This is a genomic window from Nesterenkonia suensis (genome assembly GCF_054782935.1).
On record NZ_BAAGRN010000001.1, the window covers coordinates 1,032,832 to 1,049,752 of the forward strand.

Here is a 16,921-nt window from a genome sequence, read left to right on the forward strand (position 1 = left end):
GCGACACCCCGCTCAGTCAGCTGCCGGGCCCCGGCAGCTCAGACGGTGACGAAGTCGATGAGCTCCTCCACCCGGCCCAGCAGTGCGGGCTCCAGGTCGGCATAGCTGGTGACGGCGCCGAGGATCCGCTTCCAGCCGTGGGCGATGTCGCGCTGATCTCTGTGGGGCCAGCCCAGTGCCTCCAGCGTCCCGACCTTGATGTCGGTGTGACGGGGGATTTCGGGCCACCGATCGAGGCCGAGGAGCTGGGGCTTCACCGCCTGCCAGACGTCCACATAGGGGTGTCCGAGCACCTGGACGTTGCCGGCGGCTCCGGGCATGGCCATGGCGGCGGCGGCGATGCGGCTCTCCTTCGACCCGGGCACCAGGTGATCGAGCAGCACACCGACCCTCCGCTCCGGGGAGGGGCCGAAGCTGTGGAGCGCACCGACGAGGTCGTCTGCTCCGTGCAGCGGCTCGACGACGATCCCTTCGAGCCGCAGGTCCTCGCCCCAGACCTTCTCCACGAGTTCGGCGTCGTGGGTGCCCTCCACCCAGATGCGCGAGGCGCGCGCCACTCGAGCGGGCGCGCCCTCGACCGCGAGCGATCCGGAGGCCGTCCGCCGTGGCCCCTGGGGCGCCGCGGCGCGCGGGGCGGCGGCCACGAGCTCCACCGGCGCCCCCTCGTGCAGGAATCCGTGGCCGAGGGGGAAGGATCGACTGCGTCCCCGGCGGTCCTCCAGGCGCACCAGATGGATGCCTCCCGAGACTTCGACACCGATCACGGCGCCGACCCATCCGGATTCGGTCTCCTCGATCACGGTGCCGGGCTCCGCCGGCAGCTGGGGCACCGTGCGGCGCTGCGCATCACGGCGGGCGGTCATGTCAGTGGGGCCCCAGGCGGACCAGTCGGTGGGGAAGTGCGGAGGAGTCACAGCCCGGGAGCCTAGCAGCGGGGTGACCGGCTTCGTCGGATCTGAGCGACACGCGCTAGAATTGGCACTTGCCTCAGGAGAGTGCCAGCCGCCGTCGGGAGAGGAGAGTCACGCGATGTCGGACACCCGTCGTCTGCAGGTGTTGCGGGCGATCGTCGAGGACTATGTCCAGACCCAGGAGCCGGTGGGCTCCAAGGCGATCGTCGACCGTCACCACCTCGAGGTCTCGCCGGCGACCATCCGCAACGACATGGCGTTCCTCGAGGCCGAGGGGCTCATCGTCGCCCCGCACACCTCGGCGGGACGCATCCCCACCGACCAGGGCTACCGGATCTTCGTGGACCGCATCTCCGAGGTGCGGCCGCTGTCTCGTGCGGAGCGGCGGGCGCTGGACACGCTGCTCGAGGCCGCCGACGACCATGACACCATGCTGGAGCAGACCGTCCGGCTGTTGGCCATGCTGACCAATCAGGTGGCCGTGCTGCAGCACCCTCAGCAGTCCACCGCCCGGATCCGACACGTCGAGGTCCTCTCGATGGGGACTCACAAGGTGCTGGTGGTGGTGATCCTCTCCTCGGGGAAGGTGGAGCAGCGGATGGCGATGCTGCCGGCCCCGGTGGACGACGAGTCTCTGCATCGGCTCGGCCAGCGGCTGGTCGAGCAGCTCCACAACCGGGCCGTCTCGGCTCTTCCGCTGCCGATGGATCAGCTCATCGGCCAGGTGGAGCCGGGCCTCCAGTCGGCCATGGCGGTCGTCGCCCACACGGTGGAGGCCGTGCTGGAGGCTGGGCGCGTGGATCGCATCATCATGGCCGGCACTGCTAACCTCGCCAAGTCCGACCGCGACCTGGGCCCGTCCATCGGGCCGATCCTCGAGGCGCTCGAGGAGCAGGTCGTGCTGCTGCGCCTGCTCACCGAGATGGAGCAGGACCGCCGCGGCCTCTCGGTGCGCATCGGTCATGAGACCAGCCACGATTCGCTCGCCGAGACCTCCGTGGTGGCCGCAGAGTACGCGATCGGCGACGGCGGCGATGCGGCGAAGCTCGGCGTCGTCGGTCCCACACGCATGGATTATGGCTCCACCATGTCAGCGGTGCGGGCCATGGCACGATACCTGTCCAGGATCCTCTCTGAAGGGTGAGAAGTGACTGACTATTACGAGGCGCTCGGCGTGAGCCGCGGAGCGTCGACCGAAGAGATCAAGAAGGCGTACCGGAAGAAGGCGCGGAAGCTCCATCCGGACGTCAATCCGTCGGAGGACGCGGCTGAGCAGTTCAAGCTGATCGGGCGAGCCTATGAGGTGCTCTCCGACGCGGACAAGCGCCGGAACTACGATGCCACCGGTGATGAGAACGGCCGTTCGCCCTTCGGCGGTGGCGGTGGTGGCTTCGGCGGCGCCCAGGGCTTCGGCGGCTTCGGCGACATCTTCGAGACCTTCTTCGGTGCGGGCGCTTCAGGTCCCGCCTCACGCACCCGCCGGGGTCAGGACTCGCTGATCAGGGTCCGCATCGACCTCAAGGATGCCGTCTTCGGCACCACCAAGGAGGTCCAGATCGAGACGGCGGTGACCTGCTCCGTCTGTCAGGGCTCCTGCACTCGGGAAGGGACGCGCCCCACGACCTGCCCCGATTGCCAGGGCCAGGGCCAGGTGCAGCGCCCGATGCGTTCCATCCTCGGCACCGTGCTGCAGACCGAGAGCTGTGCACGCTGCGCCGGGTTCGGCAGCCTCATCGAGGATCCCTGCCAGGAGTGCGACGGTCAGGGCCGCGTTCGCGAGCGCCGCACTCTCAACGTCAAGATCCCGGCGGGGGTGGACAAGGGCAACCGTATCCACCTGGCCGGCGAAGGCGAAGCGGGTCTGGCCGGCGGACCCCATGGCGACCTGTTCATCGAGGTCGATGTCCGGCCGCACGAGGTCTTCACCCGCCGGGGCAACGATCTGCACGCCACGGTCTCGGTGCCGATGACCGCAGCGGCGCTGGGCACCACGGTCAGGCTGGAGACCTTCGACGGCGTCGAGGAGATCGAGGTCGAGCCCGGCACCCAGTCCGGTGAGGTCCTCACCATCCGTGACCGCGGGGTGGCCCATCTGCGTGGCGGCGGACGCGGTGCACTGAAGGTGCACCTGAAGGTGGAGACGCCTGCGAAGCTCACTGAGCGGCAGCGAGAGCTCCTCCGTGAGTTCGCCGCTGAGCGCGGCGAGGAGTTCGGTGAGTCCACCACGGAGCACCGAGGAGTGTTCGCGAAGCTCCGTGAGGCCTGGGACAGCTTGTGACCGCACCGCTGTTCCACCTGGAGCCGGGGCGGCTCGACGGCGTGGAGGTCGGCCACCGGGTCGTGCTCGATGGTGCCGAGGGCCATCACGCCGCCACGGTGATGCGTCTGGCTGCCGGTGAGGAGGTCGACCTTTCGGACACCCGTCGTATCCGGGTGACCGGCGTCGTCGTCGACGCGGAGCGCGGGCAGCTGACCGTCGAAGCGACGGCGGTCCGGCATGATCAGCTCGACCGGCCCCGTCTGGTCCTGGTCCAGGCGCTGGCCAAGGAGCGGCGTGATCTGCAGGCCATCGAGTCGGCCACTGAGCTCGGTGTGGACGCCATCGTGCCGTGGGATGCGGAGCGGTCCGTGGCCCGCTGGAAGTCCGACCGACAGGCGAAGAAGCACACCGAATGGGTCTCCACAGTGCGCGCCGCCGCGAAGCAGACACGCCGCACGGCGGTGCCTGAGGTCGAACAGCTGCACTCCACGGCCCAGTACGCCCGCCGGATCGCCGAAGATCAGCGGATCGCCGTGGTGGTCCTCCATGAGACCGAGGAGCGGTCGCTGGAGGGCGCGCTCCGCGAACTGACGGCCGGCGGAGCCGAGGAGCTCCACCTGGTGGTGGGTCCTGAAGGCGGGATCACGGCCTCCGAGATCGACCAGCTGGTCGCCTCCGGTGCCCGGGTCGCTCGACTCGGCCGCACCGTGCTGCGTTCGTCCACCGCCGGGCCTGCGGCGTTGGCTGGTGTGCAGGTCCTGCTGGGCCGGTGGGACGGGCCGGGGGTCTCGGCGGAGGCCTCTCTCGAAGCGGACCATCACGGCAGTAGACTGAGCGGCGATGACTGAATCTCCCCTCCCTCCTGCCGGCAGCACCTCCGGCGTGGCGGCCGGTGTCGCCGCCACTCCGATGGGCACGATCGAACGCACTGTCCATTTCGCGGATGCGGACATGATGTTCCGCACTCTGGGTCCCCAGGATCTGGCGATCCGCATCCTGCAGGGGGTCAGTCCGGCCGCCTCGATCGGTGTGCGGGACCAGGTGGTCACCGTGGTGGGACCTGAGCAGGATGTCCTGCAGGTCGTCGAGATCCTCTCTCAGCTGAAGAGCTTGGCGGCCTCCGGCACCACGGTCGGCGAGGAGCTCATCGAGCAGGTGGCCACCATGGTGCGCACCAATCGGGCCGGCAGCTCGGCGAAGATGATCACCACCAACATCCTGTCCCATCGGGGGAGGACCATCCGGCCCAAGACCGTCAATCAGCAGACCTATGTGGACCAGATCGATGAGTCCACGGTGGTCTTCGGCATCGGGCCGGCCGGCACGGGGAAGACCTACCTCGCGATGGCCAAGGCGGTCCAGGCGCTGCAGGCCAAGGAGGTCAACCGGATTATCCTGACTCGTCCCGCGGTGGAGGCCGGGGAGCGTCTCGGCTTCCTGCCGGGGAGCCTGAACGAGAAGATCGACCCCTATCTGCGGCCGCTCTACGACGCGCTGCACGACATGATCGACCCGGAGTCGATCCCGCGGCTGATGGAGTCCGGGATCATCGAGGTGGCCCCGCTGGCGTACATGCGCGGCCGAACGCTGAACGACTCCTTCATCATCCTCGACGAGGCGCAGAACACCACGGCCGAGCAGATGAAGATGTTCCTCACCCGGCTGGGCTTCAACTCCAAGATCGTGGTCACCGGAGACATCACCCAGGTCGACCTTCCGCGTGGCACCGATTCCGGGCTGCGGACCGTTCTGGACATCCTCGAGGGCGTGGAGGACATCACGATCTCCCGCCTGGGTTCGGAAGACGTGGTCCGTCACCAGCTGGTGGGACGCATCGTGGACGCCTACGAGGCCTTCCACCAGGGCGGAGGGGGCTCGGGTCGGCAGGGTCGGCGGTCCACACGCCCCTCGACGAGTCCTGGCGCCGGGCGTCGGGAGTCGCGCGGATGACCTCGGAAGGGACCGTCCCCGAGCCCGCACAGGGGAGACCCGGCGCCGAGAGCCCCGAGCGCACCTCCTGGCCTGAGGGGGTCGTGGTCACTGATGACTCCGGATCCTCTGTGGCCCCTGTCGGTGTCGACGAGCTGCTGGCCCGACTTGCCGGGCACGTCTACGCCCGACTGCACCTGGGCCGATCGGTGGAGCTGACCATCACCCTCGTCGACGAGGAGCAGATGGCTCGGCTGCATCTGGACTGGATGGACTTGCCCGGGCCCACCGACGTGATGAGCCTGCCGATGGACGAGCTGCGCCCCGGTACGGCGGAGGAACCTGTGGATCAGGGGATGCTCGGTGACATCGTGATCTGCCCGGAGGTCGCCCGCCGCCAGGCGGAGACGGCCGGCCACGAGGTCGCCGACGAGCTCGCGCTCCTGGCGGTCCACGGGATGCTGCACCTGCTGGGCCATGACCATCGGCAGATCGAGGAGCGTCGGGAGATGTTCGGACTGCAGGCCCGTCTCCTCGAGGACTTCCTGGGCCGAGCCGCCCCGATCCCGACTGTCGACGAGTCATGATCCCCGCACTGCTCATCACCGCCGCGGTGGTCTGTGCCGTGGTCGCTGCGGTGCTCTCCACCGCTGAGGCCGGATTCATCCGGCTCTCCCGTCGTGAGGCTGAGGACATCGCCGGACGGCAGGGCTCGCGGGCGGTGCAGATGATCCTGCTGGACCCGGTGCCGCACACCGTGGCCCTGCAGCTGTGGCGCTGGCTGTCCGCCACTGCCGCGGTCGTGCTGATCACCGTGGGCATCCTGCTGAGCGTGGACGGTGTCGCGCTCGCGGCGCTGACCGCCGGGGGCGTGCTCCTGGCGGGAGGGATCGGGCTGGCGGCACTGTCTCCACGCCGCCTGGGCCGTGCCCATCACCTGGTGGTGTCCTCGGCCACCGCACGGCTGGTCCGCGGGCTCCGCCTGATGCTCGGTCCGGTGCCGGGCATGCTGGCAGGCATCGGTGCGCGCATCGCCCCGGGGACGGGTGAGGCCTATCAGGGGTTCTTCGACGATGAGGAGTTCCGTGAGTTCGTGGCCCGTGCCTCGGAGACCGACATCCTCGAAGACACCGAAGCCGAGCTGATCCAGTCGGTGTTCGACCTCTCCGCCACCCGGGTCCGGGCGGTCATGGTCCCGCGCACTGACATGGTCACAGTGGACACCGGCGCCACGCTGCCCGAGGTCATGACGCTGTTCCTGCGGTCCGGCTACTCGCGCGTACCGGTGGTGCGCGGCTCAGCGGACGACATCACCGGGATGGTCTATCTGAAGGATGTGGCCTACCTGGAGCACCAGCTGCGCACGGGCCAGGCCGCCGCGGAGTACCGGGGACGGGAGGCCTCCGAGATCACCGTGGACGAGGTCCAGCGTGATGTCCGGTATGTGCCGGAGTCCAAATCGGTCTCGGAGTTCCTCTCGGAGCTGCAGCGGGAGTCCACCCATGTCGCCGTGGTCGTCGACGAATACGGCGGCACGGCCGGCCTGGTCACCCTCGAGGATCTCATCGAGGAGATCGTCGGGGAGATCGTCGACGAGTACGATGTCGAGGCCGCCGAGGTCGAGGGCCTCGGGGACGGGCGCAGTCGCCTGGCCGCACGGATGGCTGTGGCGGACTTCGCCGACCTCTATGACCTCGACCTCGACGACGAGGAGGAGGTCGACACGCTGGGAGGCCTGCTGGCGAAGACGCTGGGGCGGGTGCCGATCGCCGGATCCGAGGTCGAGATCGAGGGTGTCGTGCTGCGCGCTGACCGGCTCGAAGGGCGCCGCAATCGGGTCAGCCACATCCTGGCCTGGGAGGTGGAGGAACGTCGGGGTGCCCGCGCAGGACTGGGCACCTCCGACGCCCCGGAGGCCCTGGCCGAGGGCGCCGACCATGCTGTCAGCGCCGACCATGCCGAGAGCGCCGACCCCGCGGAGGGTCGTCAGCACCTGGAGAGGGACGCCGGACCTGCGGAGTTCCCACCGGACCGGGAGACCGCACCAGACCGGGAGTCCCCACGGGAGCCTCCCACCCCAGGACGGGCCAGGCAGCACACGTGCCAGGACCACACGGATCAGGACCACACGGAGCAGGACCACACGGAGCAGGACCACACGACCGACCGGCGGGAGCAGCAGTGAGCACGGACGCAGAGATCACCTTCGCGGAGCACGACGAGAACTTCCGGGCCGGGTTCGCCAGCTTCGTGGGCCGGCCCAACGCCGGCAAGTCCACGCTGACCAACGCGCTGGTCGGCACGAAGGTGGCGATCACGTCGTCGAAGCCGCAGACCACCCGGCACACCATCCGGGGCATCGTCCACCGGGACGACGCGCAGCTGGTGCTGGTCGACACACCCGGTCTTCACCGGCCGCGCACTCTGCTGGGCCAACGGCTCAACGACCTGGTCGTCGACACCCTTTCGGAGGTCGACGTGATCGGCTTCTGCCTGCCGGCGGACCAGAAGATCGGTCCCGGGGACCGGTTCATCGCCGGGCAGCTGACCAAGGTGCCGCACAAGCCGGTGGTTGCGCTGGTCACCAAGACCGACGCCGTCGGCCGGGACACGGTGGCCGAGCAGCTCATGGCCGTCGACCAGCTCGGTCGCGAACATCTCGCGGGGGAGGGGAAGCAGGGTGACGGATTCGCCGCGATCATCCCCGTGTCCGCCGTGGCCGGTGAGCAGGTGGACGTGGTCTCCGATGAGCTGGTCGCCATGATGCCGCTCTCCCCGCCGCTGTATCCCCAGGGCGACCTGACGGACGAGCCGGAGGCGGTGATGGTCGCCGAGCTGGTGCGGGAGGCCGCCCTGGAGGACGTCCGGGACGAGCTGCCGCATTCCATCGCGGTGGTCGTCGAGGAGATGAGTCCGCGTGAGGGTCGTCCGGCCGACAGGCCGCTGATCGATGTGCATGTCAGCATCCATGTGGAGCGCGACTCCCAGAAGGCGATCATCATCGGACGGGGCGGATCCCGGCTGCGGGCCATCGGCACCTCCGCCCGGGAAGGGATCTCCAAGCTGCTGGGCACCCCGGTCTACCTGGACCTCCACGTGAAGGTGACCAAGGACTGGCAGCGTGATGCGAAGAAGCTGGGCCGCCTGGGATTCTGATGCCAGGTCCTTTGCGCTCCGCCCGCGGCCACGCGGTCCCGGCACCCAGGGTCGCCGGAGGTTCAGCTCGTCCACAGTGTGGAAGGAGCACGGCCGGGGCATGGGCAGCTCTGAGCTGACGTGCTAGCGTGAGTGACGTGCTCACCTTCACCTCCGCACCGCGACTACTACAGCTTCTCCGCCGCAGCGGGGACCAGCTGTCGCGCGTGCAGCACACCACCCACGGCGCAGCATCCTGACAAGCCGAACCCCGTTGCGGAGCCTCCACCCCCGGTCCTGCTGACCGGAGCCTCGGCTTGACGACCGCACTCTCACGACCCAAGGATGAATGATGCGCACTCTGCAGCAGCCCTCACCGATGCCGTACCACCGGTACCTGCCCTTCCAGGATCAGATCACCGTCTCCCTGCCGGACCGCACGTGGCCGGACCAGGTCATCACCTCTGCGCCCCGCTGGTGCGCGGTGGACCTGCGTGACGGGAACCAGGCGCTGATCGACCCGATGTCTCCGGAGCGCAAGCACCGCATGTTCGACCTGCTGGTCTCCATGGGCTACAAGGAGATCGAGGTCGGCTTCCCCGCGGCTTCGCAGACGGACTTCGACTTCGTGCGGCAGCTCATCGAACAGGACCGCATCCCCGAGGACGTCTACGTCCAGGTGCTCACCCAGGCCCGCGAGCACCTCATCGAGCGGACCTTCGAGGCGATCGACGGTGCCCCTCGTGCCATCGTGCATCTCTACAACTCCACCTCTGTGCTGCAGCGGGAGGTCGTTTTCCGGCAGGACAAGGACGGCATCGTCGACATCGCCACCCAGGGGGCACGGCTGTGCCTGAAGTACGAGGAGCAGATGCGCACCTCCACCGAGGTGGTCTACCAGTACTCCCCGGAGTCCTTCACCGGCACCGAGCTGGAGTTCGCCGCGCACATCTCCGACGAAGTCGTCGACGTCTTCGACGCGACTCCGGAGAAGAAGGTCATCGTGAACCTGCCGGCCACGGTGGAGATGGCCACGCCCAACGTGTACGCCGACTCCATCGAGTGGATGCACCGCAATCTGCGCAACCGTGACTCGATCATCCTGTCCCTGCATCCGCACAACGACCGGGGCACCGGGGTGGCGGCCGCCGAGCTGGGCTACATGGCCGGGGCCGACCGCATCGAGGGCTGTCTGTTCGGCAACGGGGAGCGCACCGGCAACGTGGACCTCATCACCCTGGGCATGAATCTCTTCAGCCAGGGGGTGGACCCGCAGATCGACTTCCGGGACATGGACCACATCCGACGGACCGTCGAGCACTGCAACCAGATGCCGGTGCCGGAACGGTCCCCCTACGGCGGCGACCTGGTCTTCACGGCCTTCTCCGGCTCCCACCAGGACGCCATCAAGAAGGGCTTCGAGCACATCGAGCGGCGCGCCGAGGAGGAGGGCCGGGACGTCTCCGACATCACCTGGGCCGTCCCGTACCTGCCGATCGATCCCAAGGACATCGGCCGGAGCTACGAGGCAGTCATCCGGGTAAACTCGCAGTCCGGCAAGGGCGGCGTCGCGTACCTGCTGACGTCTGAGCACGGCATCGAACTGCCACGCCGGGCTCAGGTGGAGTTCTCCCAGGTCATCCAGCGTCGGGCAGACGACGCCGGCGGTGAGATCTCCGGCGAGGAGATCTGGCAGATCTTCCGTGACGAGTACCTGCCGGTGGACAGCACCTCGCGTCGTTGGGGCCACTACCGCATCGGCGAGGTCCGCACCTCGTCGACGGCCGAGGGCGCCTTCTCGATGGATCTGCAGCTGCAGACCAACGGTTCCATGGTGGAGCACCACGCCGAGGAGGCCAACGGGCCCGTCGCGGCGCTGGTGGAGATCCTGGGGCGCGACGGCGTCGACGTCCGAGTGCTGGACTACACTGAGCATGCGATGAGCCAGGGCGGCGACGCCCAGGCCGCGGCATTCGTGGAGTGTGCCATCGGCGACCGCGTCCTCTGGGGCGTGGGCATCGACCACAACACCACTGCGGCCTCCCTGCAGGCCGTCGTCTCGGCGGTGAACCGGGCGATCCGGGACACGGAGTCGTAGACTCGGGTTGTGGCCGGATCGACCTTCGCTTCGCGCAGCTACCGCGACACCGCGCTGATCCTCCGTACCCGGGACCTGGGTGAGGCGGACCGCATCATCACGATGCTCACTGCCGCGCATGGCCTGGTGCGCGGCGTGGCGAAGGGCGTGCGGCGGACGTCGTCGAAGTTCGGCGCCACCCTGGAGCCTTTCATGGTTGCGGATGTGCAGCTGGTCCATGGGCGCAGTCTCGACATCATCACCCAGGCCCAGTCTCAGGGCTCCTATGGGGCGCTGATCGTCGCCGACTATGACAAGTACACGTGCGCGCACATCATGGCCGAGGCCGCCGAACGGCTGACGGAGGCAGACGGACAGGACGCGCGGTCTCAGTTCCGTCTGCTCCACGGCGCGGTCTCCGCCTTGGCACGTGGCGTTCATGAGCCTGACCTCGTGCTCAACTCGTATCTGCTGCGTGCTCTGAGCGCCGCAGGATGGGCGGTCACCTGGACTGCCTGCGTGGCCTGCGGCGCACCGGGCCACCAGCCGGGGTTCCACCCCGGCCTCGGCGGTCCGGTGTGCCCCGACTGTCGCCCCCCGGGAACTCGTCAGCTCAGCTCGGCCGCCGTCGCGCTCCTCCACGCGCTCCAGCAGGGCTCCTGGCATGTGGTGCGCACTGCGGACCGGCAGGCCAGGCATGAGGCGAGTGGTGTGGTGACCAGCTACGTCCAGCATCATCTGGAGCGCAGGCTGAGCTCCCTGGGGCGATAATGGGTCTCATGGCATCATCGCGCAGCGCCCTCCGGCGTACGTATTCCGACCCCTGGCCCCATCGCGACGGCGCCCGTCCTCCTCGTCTGCCGCGGGAGCTCGTCCCTCGGCACGTGGCCGTGGTGATGGACGGCAACGGTCGCTGGGCCAATCAGCGCGGCCTGCCGCGCACGGAAGGACACCGGGCGGGCGAGGCCTCGCTGATGGAGGTCATGGCCGGGGCGATCGAGGCCGGAGTCGAGCATGTCTCCGTCTATGGGTTCTCCACGGAGAACTGGCGTCGTTCCCCGGAGGAGGTGCGCTTCCTGATGAGCTACTCCAGGGAGGTGCTGCGCCGTCAGCGGGACGTGCTGCACGAATGGGGCGTGCGGATCCGCTGGAACGGGCGCCGTCCGAAGCTGTGGAACTCGGTCATCCGCGAGCTGGAGGCTGCCGAGGAGCAGACTCGGGACAACGATCGCTGCACGTTGACGATGTGCGTGAACTACGGTGGGCGCGCCGAGATCACCGACGGGGTGCGACGCATCGCCGAGAAGGTCGCCGCCGGGGAGCTGAATCCCTCCCGCATCAAGGAGGCCACGATTGCGGCGCATCTGGATGAGCCGGACCTGCCCGACGTCGATCTCTTCCTGCGCAGCTCGGGGGAGCAGCGGATCTCGAACTTCCTGCTCTGGCAGTCGGCGTACGCGGAGATGGTCTTCCTGGACGTGCTGTGGCCCGATGTCGACCGCACCACGCTCTGGCACGCCATCGAGCTCTATGCCCAGCGCGACCGCCGCTATGGCGCGGCGGTCGATCGGGTGTCCGAGGCGGCAGAGTCGGCGGGGTCGGCAGAGTCGGCAGAGTCGGCGGGGTCGTCCGCGGCGGATCCCGAAGACGAAGACGATGTCGATGGCGATGATCCCGCCGAGGTCGCCGCCGGCCGCTCCGACTCCTCTGACCCGTCCGGCTCCGTCCACGGCTGAGGATCCGGGCCGTAGGCGCGCAGCCAGCGCTGCACCTCGTCGAACGCCTGCCGACGCACCGGTTCGGGGGAGGCGAAGACATCGTGCATGGCACGGTGCAGGCGCACGACCGTGACCCGGCTGCCGAGCTTCACCGCGCGTCGGGCGAGCAGCTCGACGTCGAGCACTGCGTCGGACTCGAGCAGCTGATCATTCCATTGGCGGCTGTAGAGCGTCTGGTTGGAGAGCAGGACCAGAATGGGCACCTCGATGGCCAGCCCCTCGTGGACCTGACGATGCCCGGCGAGGACCGCGCGCAGCCAGCCGGCCGGCATGCGGAAGGACTTCCGCGGACGCCAGAGCGGGTGCAGCGTCCACTCGCCCTGTGCCTGGTCGGAGAGCGACTGCCAGTAATGGTCCACGCGGGGGACGCGGAGCGGGCGCCGGGGATTCAGGTGGCTCAGCGGGGTGAGCAGACCCTCCACGGCTGTGCGCGCGGCGGCGTCCCCGGGCAGCTCCAGCCAGGGGCTGTTGAGGACCAGGGCTGAGGTCCGATGGGGGTGCCGGTGGGCCCACAGTGCGGCGACCAGGCCTCCGGTGGAGTGTGCGTGGAACACCGGCGCCGGCGTGTCGGGGTGCTCCTGGCGGATCACGGTGAGGGCCGCCTCGAGGTCTGTGTCGTATTCGGCGAGGTCATCGATGTAGCCGGGGGTCTGCCAGGACCGGAGGCTGCGGCCGTAGCGGCGCAGGTCCAGCGCATAGAACGGATGGCCGCGGGCGGCGAAGGCCTGGGCGAGCGGGCGGTTGTAGAAGTAGTCTGACCACCCGTGCAGGTGCAGCACGGGCGCCCGCGGGACGCCTGCCTCCGGCGCGGCGTGGTATCCAGGGCCCGCGGGGTCCCGCGCCGTGATCGGGAGGCGCTGACCGTCATAGCGCACCAGAGTGGCGCTGACCGGCCCCTCTTCGTCCTCGCCGAGCGGCAGAGTGCGCCGTACACAGCCGGGGAGGACATCGGGGACCCACTGACCGGCGGGGGAGTCGTCGAGCAGCTCGTGGACCGTCTCACCGCCGCTGTCGTCGCGATGCGTCATGGACCCATCGTAGAGGGACCCACCGGCGAGGATCTCCGCGGTCGGCCGTCGCTGATCCTCGCTGATCCTCGCTGATCCTCGCCGATCCTCGGCGGGCGTCGCCGACCGGCTCCTCAGCATAGGATGGGGACATGCCCCGAGTTGACCGCCCTGCCGACGTCGCCGCAGCCCCGACCCGCCCTGACCGCCTGTACTCCGCGGTGTTCCGCGGGGTGCTCTCTCGCATGGACCCGGAGGACGCCCACCATCTGGCCGTCCGCGGCCTGCGGACCGCGGAGGCGCTGGGTGCCACGCGGCTGCTGGAGCTGCTGACCCGCCCGGCTCCCGGGTTGTCCCGCGAGGTGCTGGGGAGGCGGTGGCCGTCGCCCTTCGGGCTGGCGGCGGGCTTCGACAAGGGCGCGGTGGCCGTGCTGCCGTTGGCGGCGTTGGGCTTCGGCCATGTGGAGATCGGCACAGTCACCGCGCATCCTCAGCCGGGTAACCCCAGACCCCGGCTGTTCCGTCTGGTGAAGGATCACGCGCTGATCAATCGGATGGGTTTCAACAACGATGGCGCCGCTGAGGTCCGGGACCGCCTGGACGTGGTGCGGCGACGCATCGAGGATCTCAAGGCCTCCGGTCGCCACGCACCGGTGGTGGGGGTCAACATCGGCAAGACCAAGGCGACCCCGCTGGAGGAGGCGGTGGAGGACTACCTGAGCTCCACTCGTCGTCTGGCGCCGGTGGCGGACTACCTCGTGGTGAACGTCTCCTCGCCGAACACGCCCGGGCTGCGCCAGCTGCAGGACATCGAGGCCCTGCGTCCGCTGCTCGAGGCGGTGGGCCGGGAGGCGGACTCCGTGGCCCGCCGTCATGTGCCCTTGCTGGTGAAGATCGCCCCGGACCTGGCGGACGAGGACGTCGACGCCGTCGCCGACCTGGTGGCTGATCTGGGCCTGGACGGGGTGATCGCCACGAACACCACGATCTCCCGGGACGGGCTCGGGACCTCCGCCGCCGTAGTGGAGAGCGCGGGGGCCGGCGGCCTGAGCGGTCCGGTGCTGGCCGACCGGGCCAGCGCTGTGCTGGACCGGCTGCGGGCCCGTCTGCCCGCCGGGACCGTGGTGATCTCGGTCGGGGGAGTGCAGAGCGCCGCCGACGTCGCCGAGCGTCTCCGCCGGGGGGCCGACCTGGTCCAGGGCTACAGCGCCTTCATCTATCAGGGTCCCTTCTGGGCGCGGAGGATCAATCGCGGACTGGCCGCGATGGCGCCGGAGCAGCTCAGGCGGGAAACTCTCCGCGACTGACCAGCGGCTTGGGCAGGCGCAGGCGGCGGATCTGCAGCGCACGCATGATCGCGTAGAAGCGGATCCCCTTCTCCTTCTCACCGAATCGCTCCTCGACCCTGCGGCGGACGCTCCGCGCGACCCACCAGCACTCGACGAGGACGACGAGCACCAGCAGCCAGAGGAACTGGCTCATCACGATGCGCAGCTGCTCCGGGACCGCCAGCGAGACGAAGAGGAACAGCAGGACCACGATCAGCATCCATTCGCCGATGCCGGTGCGCGCGTCGATCCAGTCACGGACGAAGCGGCGCTGGGGCCCGCGGTCCCGCACCGGGAGGTAGCGTTCGTCGCCGGTCTCCATGGCCATCCGCTGCTTCTCACGCAGCTGGCGGGTGTGCTCCTTCTGCGCCTGACGCGCGGCCTTGCGATCGTCAGGCACGAGAGGACGCTTGCGGGCGGCGACCTGGTCCTTCCGCTTCGGAGTGGGCTGGCCCTTCGGCTGCGGGAGGCGCTTCTCCTCTGCCTGACGGGTCTCCTGCTCGGCTCGCTCGGCCTCGCGGCGGGCGGCCTCGGTCTCTTCCTGCTTCTTCTTTCGTCCTAGCACCGGGCCAGTCTACCGGGAATGATCAGGAACACCTCCGGCGTTGATACGGTGAGAGCCAGAGACCGACCCAGACCGACACTCGTCGAGATCGGAAGAGGTGCACCGATGAGCACTCCCACACAGGACACCACACAGGACGTCCAGGACGTCGGCCAGGAGGCCGCCCCACAGGCCGCCGAGGGCGTGGAGGGACGTCCGCCCCACCAGGTCGAGCTGACCGAGAGCGCCGCCCAGAAGGTGGCATCCCTGCTGGAGCAGGAGGGACGCCAGGATCTGCGGCTGCGCGTGGCGGTGCAGCCCGGCGGCTGCTCGGGGCTGATCTACCAGCTCTACTTCGATGAGCGGCTGCTCGACGGTGACGCCCTGCGTGACTTCAGCGGGGTCCAGGTCGTGGTCGACAAGATGAGCGTGCCCTATCTCGAGGGAGCGACCATCGACTTCGAGGACTCCATCTCCAAACAGGGCTTCACGATCGACAATCCCAACGCCGGAGGCTCCTGCGCCTGCGGCGACTCCTTCCACTGAGACGGCGCCGGAGACTCGAACTGACCGGGGCCGCAGGGACCCGCGCCGCGTGACAGCGCAGGTCGACGGCCGTACGGGCCCCTGCACCGGCGGCGACTGATCCCATTGACCTCTGCCACTGGCTCCGACTGCCACTGACTCCGATCCCGCGGTGCGATGCCCAGTCCCCGACGGGCCGGGGATGTCATATTGACGACACGAAGCGTCACCTCCCGGGCCGCGCTTCCCCTCGGGACGACGCATTCAGGAGAACTCCGCCTCTCCCGCGTTTCTACGCGGCGTAGAAGCGGAGTTCTTCTGTATCCGGCCTGGTCACCAGGCCCTCCTCGGAGCCTTCAGGGCGGAGGTCGCGACGCCTGAGGCCGTGTCATAGCCGCCGGTCGCGGGGAGCGAACTACTACAGTTGGTAGTAATCTTGTCATCGAAGCGTCCAAGGCCTCTCCGCTGTGCTCGTCCACGCGTGACCAGCAGCTCATCGGGTGGCCCGACAACGTGCCGATCGCATTCGCACACCGAGGAAGAGGAAGGGCCGTCTGTGAGTTCGCAGAAACGAACCGGCAGCCGAGGCCAGCGTGCCGTCAAGGGGATGGTGCTGGCCAGCGCGGCGGCACTGGTGCTGACCGGCTGTTCGGAGCAGGTCCAGCGTGGCTGGCTCCCCGGCAGTCGTGAGACCACCAGCAACACTGCTGAATTGACCGACCTGTGGGTCAACTCTTGGATCGCGGCTCTCGCTGTCGGTCTGCTGACCTGGGGTCTCATGCTCTGGTGCATGGTGGCCTACCGGCGTCGCAAGGGAGAGACCGGGTATCCCCGCCAGCTGGCGTACAACATCCCCCTGGAGATCATGTACACCATCGTGCCGCTGGTCATGGTGGGCGTGCTGTTCTTCTACACCGATCAGGTTCAGCGCTCCGTGGACGAGCCGCATGAGGACCCCGACCTCGTCGTCGACGTCCGAGGCAAGCAGTGGGCCTGGGACTTCAACTACAGCTACGACGGCGATGAGCGGTACTTCGCCGGCACGCAGGCCCACCTCACTGGCGAGGAGGGTGTGCGCGAGCAGCTCCCGACCCTGTACCTGCCGGTGGACCAGTCCGTGACGTTCGAGCTGAACTCCCGTGACGTGATCCATTCGTTCTGGATCCCCGCCTTCCTGCAGAAGCGCGACATGATCCCTGGGCGCACCACAGAGATCCACCTCACTCCGCAGGAGGAAGGCAGCTTCGACGGCAAGTGCGCCGAGCTCTGCGGCGAGTACCACTCCGAGATGCTGTTCAACGTGGAGGTCGTCTCCGAGCAGGAGTTCCAGGCCTACCTGGAGACTCTCCCCGAGGGACACCTGGGTGATGAGTACGACCGCAACATCAACCTTCACGACGACGTGACTGCGACCGAAGGGGACTGAT

15 protein-coding genes and 1 pseudogene are annotated in these 16,921 nt (G+C 68.8%); 13 read left to right on the forward strand and 3 right to left on the reverse strand.

Translation table 11 applies throughout. The features are described 5' to 3' along the window. Positions 1-38: 38 nt before the first annotated feature. Positions 39-863: a DUF3097 family protein gene (locus ACYVKI_RS04485; protein ID WP_460689403.1), complete on the reverse strand. Its 825-nt coding sequence runs from the start codon at positions 861-863 to the stop codon at positions 39-41. 166 nt (positions 864-1,029) lie between these two features. Here ACYVKI_RS04485 and hrcA point away from each other — a divergent pair, with 166 nt between their 5' ends. From hrcA to ACYVKI_RS04535, 10 genes are all read left to right on the forward strand, one after another. Then, positions 1,030-2,055: a heat-inducible transcriptional repressor HrcA gene (gene hrcA / locus ACYVKI_RS04490; protein WP_460689121.1), complete on the forward strand. Its 1,026-nt coding sequence runs from the start codon at positions 1,030-1,032 to the stop codon at positions 2,053-2,055. 3 nt (positions 2,056-2,058) lie between these two features. Continuing rightward, the gene (gene dnaJ / locus ACYVKI_RS04495; protein WP_460689122.1) at positions 2,059-3,189 is read left to right on the forward strand and encodes a molecular chaperone DnaJ; all 1,131 of its coding nucleotides are present in this window, start codon (positions 2,059-2,061) and stop codon (positions 3,187-3,189) included. After that, positions 3,186-4,019 carry a 16S rRNA (uracil(1498)-N(3))-methyltransferase gene (locus ACYVKI_RS04500; protein WP_460689123.1) on the forward strand — a complete coding sequence of 278 codons (834 nt, stop codon included), beginning with the start codon at positions 3,186-3,188 and terminating at the stop codon, positions 4,017-4,019. Before dnaJ ends, ACYVKI_RS04500 begins: the two co-directional genes overlap by 4 nt. After that, positions 4,012-5,121 carry a PhoH family protein gene (locus tag ACYVKI_RS04505; protein WP_460689124.1) on the forward strand — a complete coding sequence of 370 codons (1,110 nt, stop codon included), beginning with the start codon at positions 4,012-4,014 and terminating at the stop codon, positions 5,119-5,121. The genes ACYVKI_RS04500 and ACYVKI_RS04505 overlap by 8 nt, the downstream gene beginning before the upstream one ends. Further along, a complete protein-coding gene (gene ybeY / locus ACYVKI_RS04510) occupies positions 5,118-5,687 on the forward strand; it encodes an rRNA maturation RNase YbeY (RefSeq protein ID WP_460689125.1) in 570 nt (189 codons plus the stop codon). Before ACYVKI_RS04505 ends, ybeY begins: the two co-directional genes overlap by 4 nt. Further along, a complete protein-coding gene (locus ACYVKI_RS04515; protein WP_460689126.1) occupies positions 5,684-7,285 on the forward strand; it encodes a hemolysin family protein in 1,602 nt (533 codons plus the stop codon). Before ybeY ends, ACYVKI_RS04515 begins: the two co-directional genes overlap by 4 nt. After that, positions 7,282-8,256: a GTPase Era gene (gene era / locus ACYVKI_RS04520; protein ID WP_460689127.1), complete on the forward strand. Its 975-nt coding sequence runs from the start codon at positions 7,282-7,284 to the stop codon at positions 8,254-8,256. Before ACYVKI_RS04515 ends, era begins: the two co-directional genes overlap by 4 nt. 328 nt (positions 8,257-8,584) lie before the next feature. Further along, positions 8,585-10,333, forward strand: coding sequence for a 2-isopropylmalate synthase (gene leuA, locus ACYVKI_RS04525; RefSeq protein ID WP_460689128.1), 1,749 nt, complete (start codon positions 8,585-8,587; stop codon positions 10,331-10,333). Positions 10,334-10,342: 9 nt separating this feature from the next. Then, positions 10,343-11,083: a DNA repair protein RecO gene (recO, locus tag ACYVKI_RS04530; RefSeq protein WP_460689129.1), complete on the forward strand. Its 741-nt coding sequence runs from the start codon at positions 10,343-10,345 to the stop codon at positions 11,081-11,083. Beyond that, positions 11,083-12,048: an isoprenyl transferase gene (locus ACYVKI_RS04535; protein WP_460689130.1), complete on the forward strand. Its 966-nt coding sequence runs from the start codon at positions 11,083-11,085 to the stop codon at positions 12,046-12,048. The genes recO and ACYVKI_RS04535 overlap by 1 nt, the downstream gene beginning before the upstream one ends. 65 nt (positions 12,049-12,113) lie before the next feature. Here ACYVKI_RS04535 and ACYVKI_RS04540 read toward each other — a convergent pair. Continuing rightward, a pseudogene (locus ACYVKI_RS04540) lies at positions 12,114-13,238 on the reverse strand (alpha/beta hydrolase); the annotation flags it as partial. A gap of 11 nt (positions 13,239-13,249) precedes the next feature. On the opposite strand from ACYVKI_RS04540, the gene ACYVKI_RS04545 reads away from it, so the two are divergent. Continuing rightward, on the forward strand, positions 13,250-14,404 hold the full coding sequence (locus ACYVKI_RS04545; protein WP_460689131.1) for a quinone-dependent dihydroorotate dehydrogenase: 1,155 nt from the start codon (positions 13,250-13,252) through the stop codon (positions 14,402-14,404). Here the strand turns inward: ACYVKI_RS04545 and ACYVKI_RS04550 are convergent. Beyond that, entirely contained in the window at positions 14,379-14,990 is a 612-nt protein-coding gene (locus tag ACYVKI_RS04550; protein ID WP_460689132.1) for a DUF3043 domain-containing protein, read from the reverse strand. The two genes, ACYVKI_RS04545 and ACYVKI_RS04550, sit on opposite strands and share 26 nt — an antisense overlap. A 105-nt stretch (positions 14,991-15,095) precedes the next feature. Here ACYVKI_RS04550 and ACYVKI_RS04555 point away from each other — a divergent pair, with 105 nt between their 5' ends. Further along, complete coding sequence (locus tag ACYVKI_RS04555) at positions 15,096-15,515, forward strand: HesB/IscA family protein (RefSeq protein ID WP_460689133.1); 420 nt, start codon at positions 15,096-15,098, stop codon at positions 15,513-15,515. 535 nt (positions 15,516-16,050) lie between these two features. Next, a complete protein-coding gene (ctaC, locus tag ACYVKI_RS04560; protein WP_460689134.1) occupies positions 16,051-16,920 on the forward strand; it encodes an aa3-type cytochrome oxidase subunit II in 870 nt (289 codons plus the stop codon). The last annotated feature ends 1 nt before the right edge of the window (position 16,921 follow it).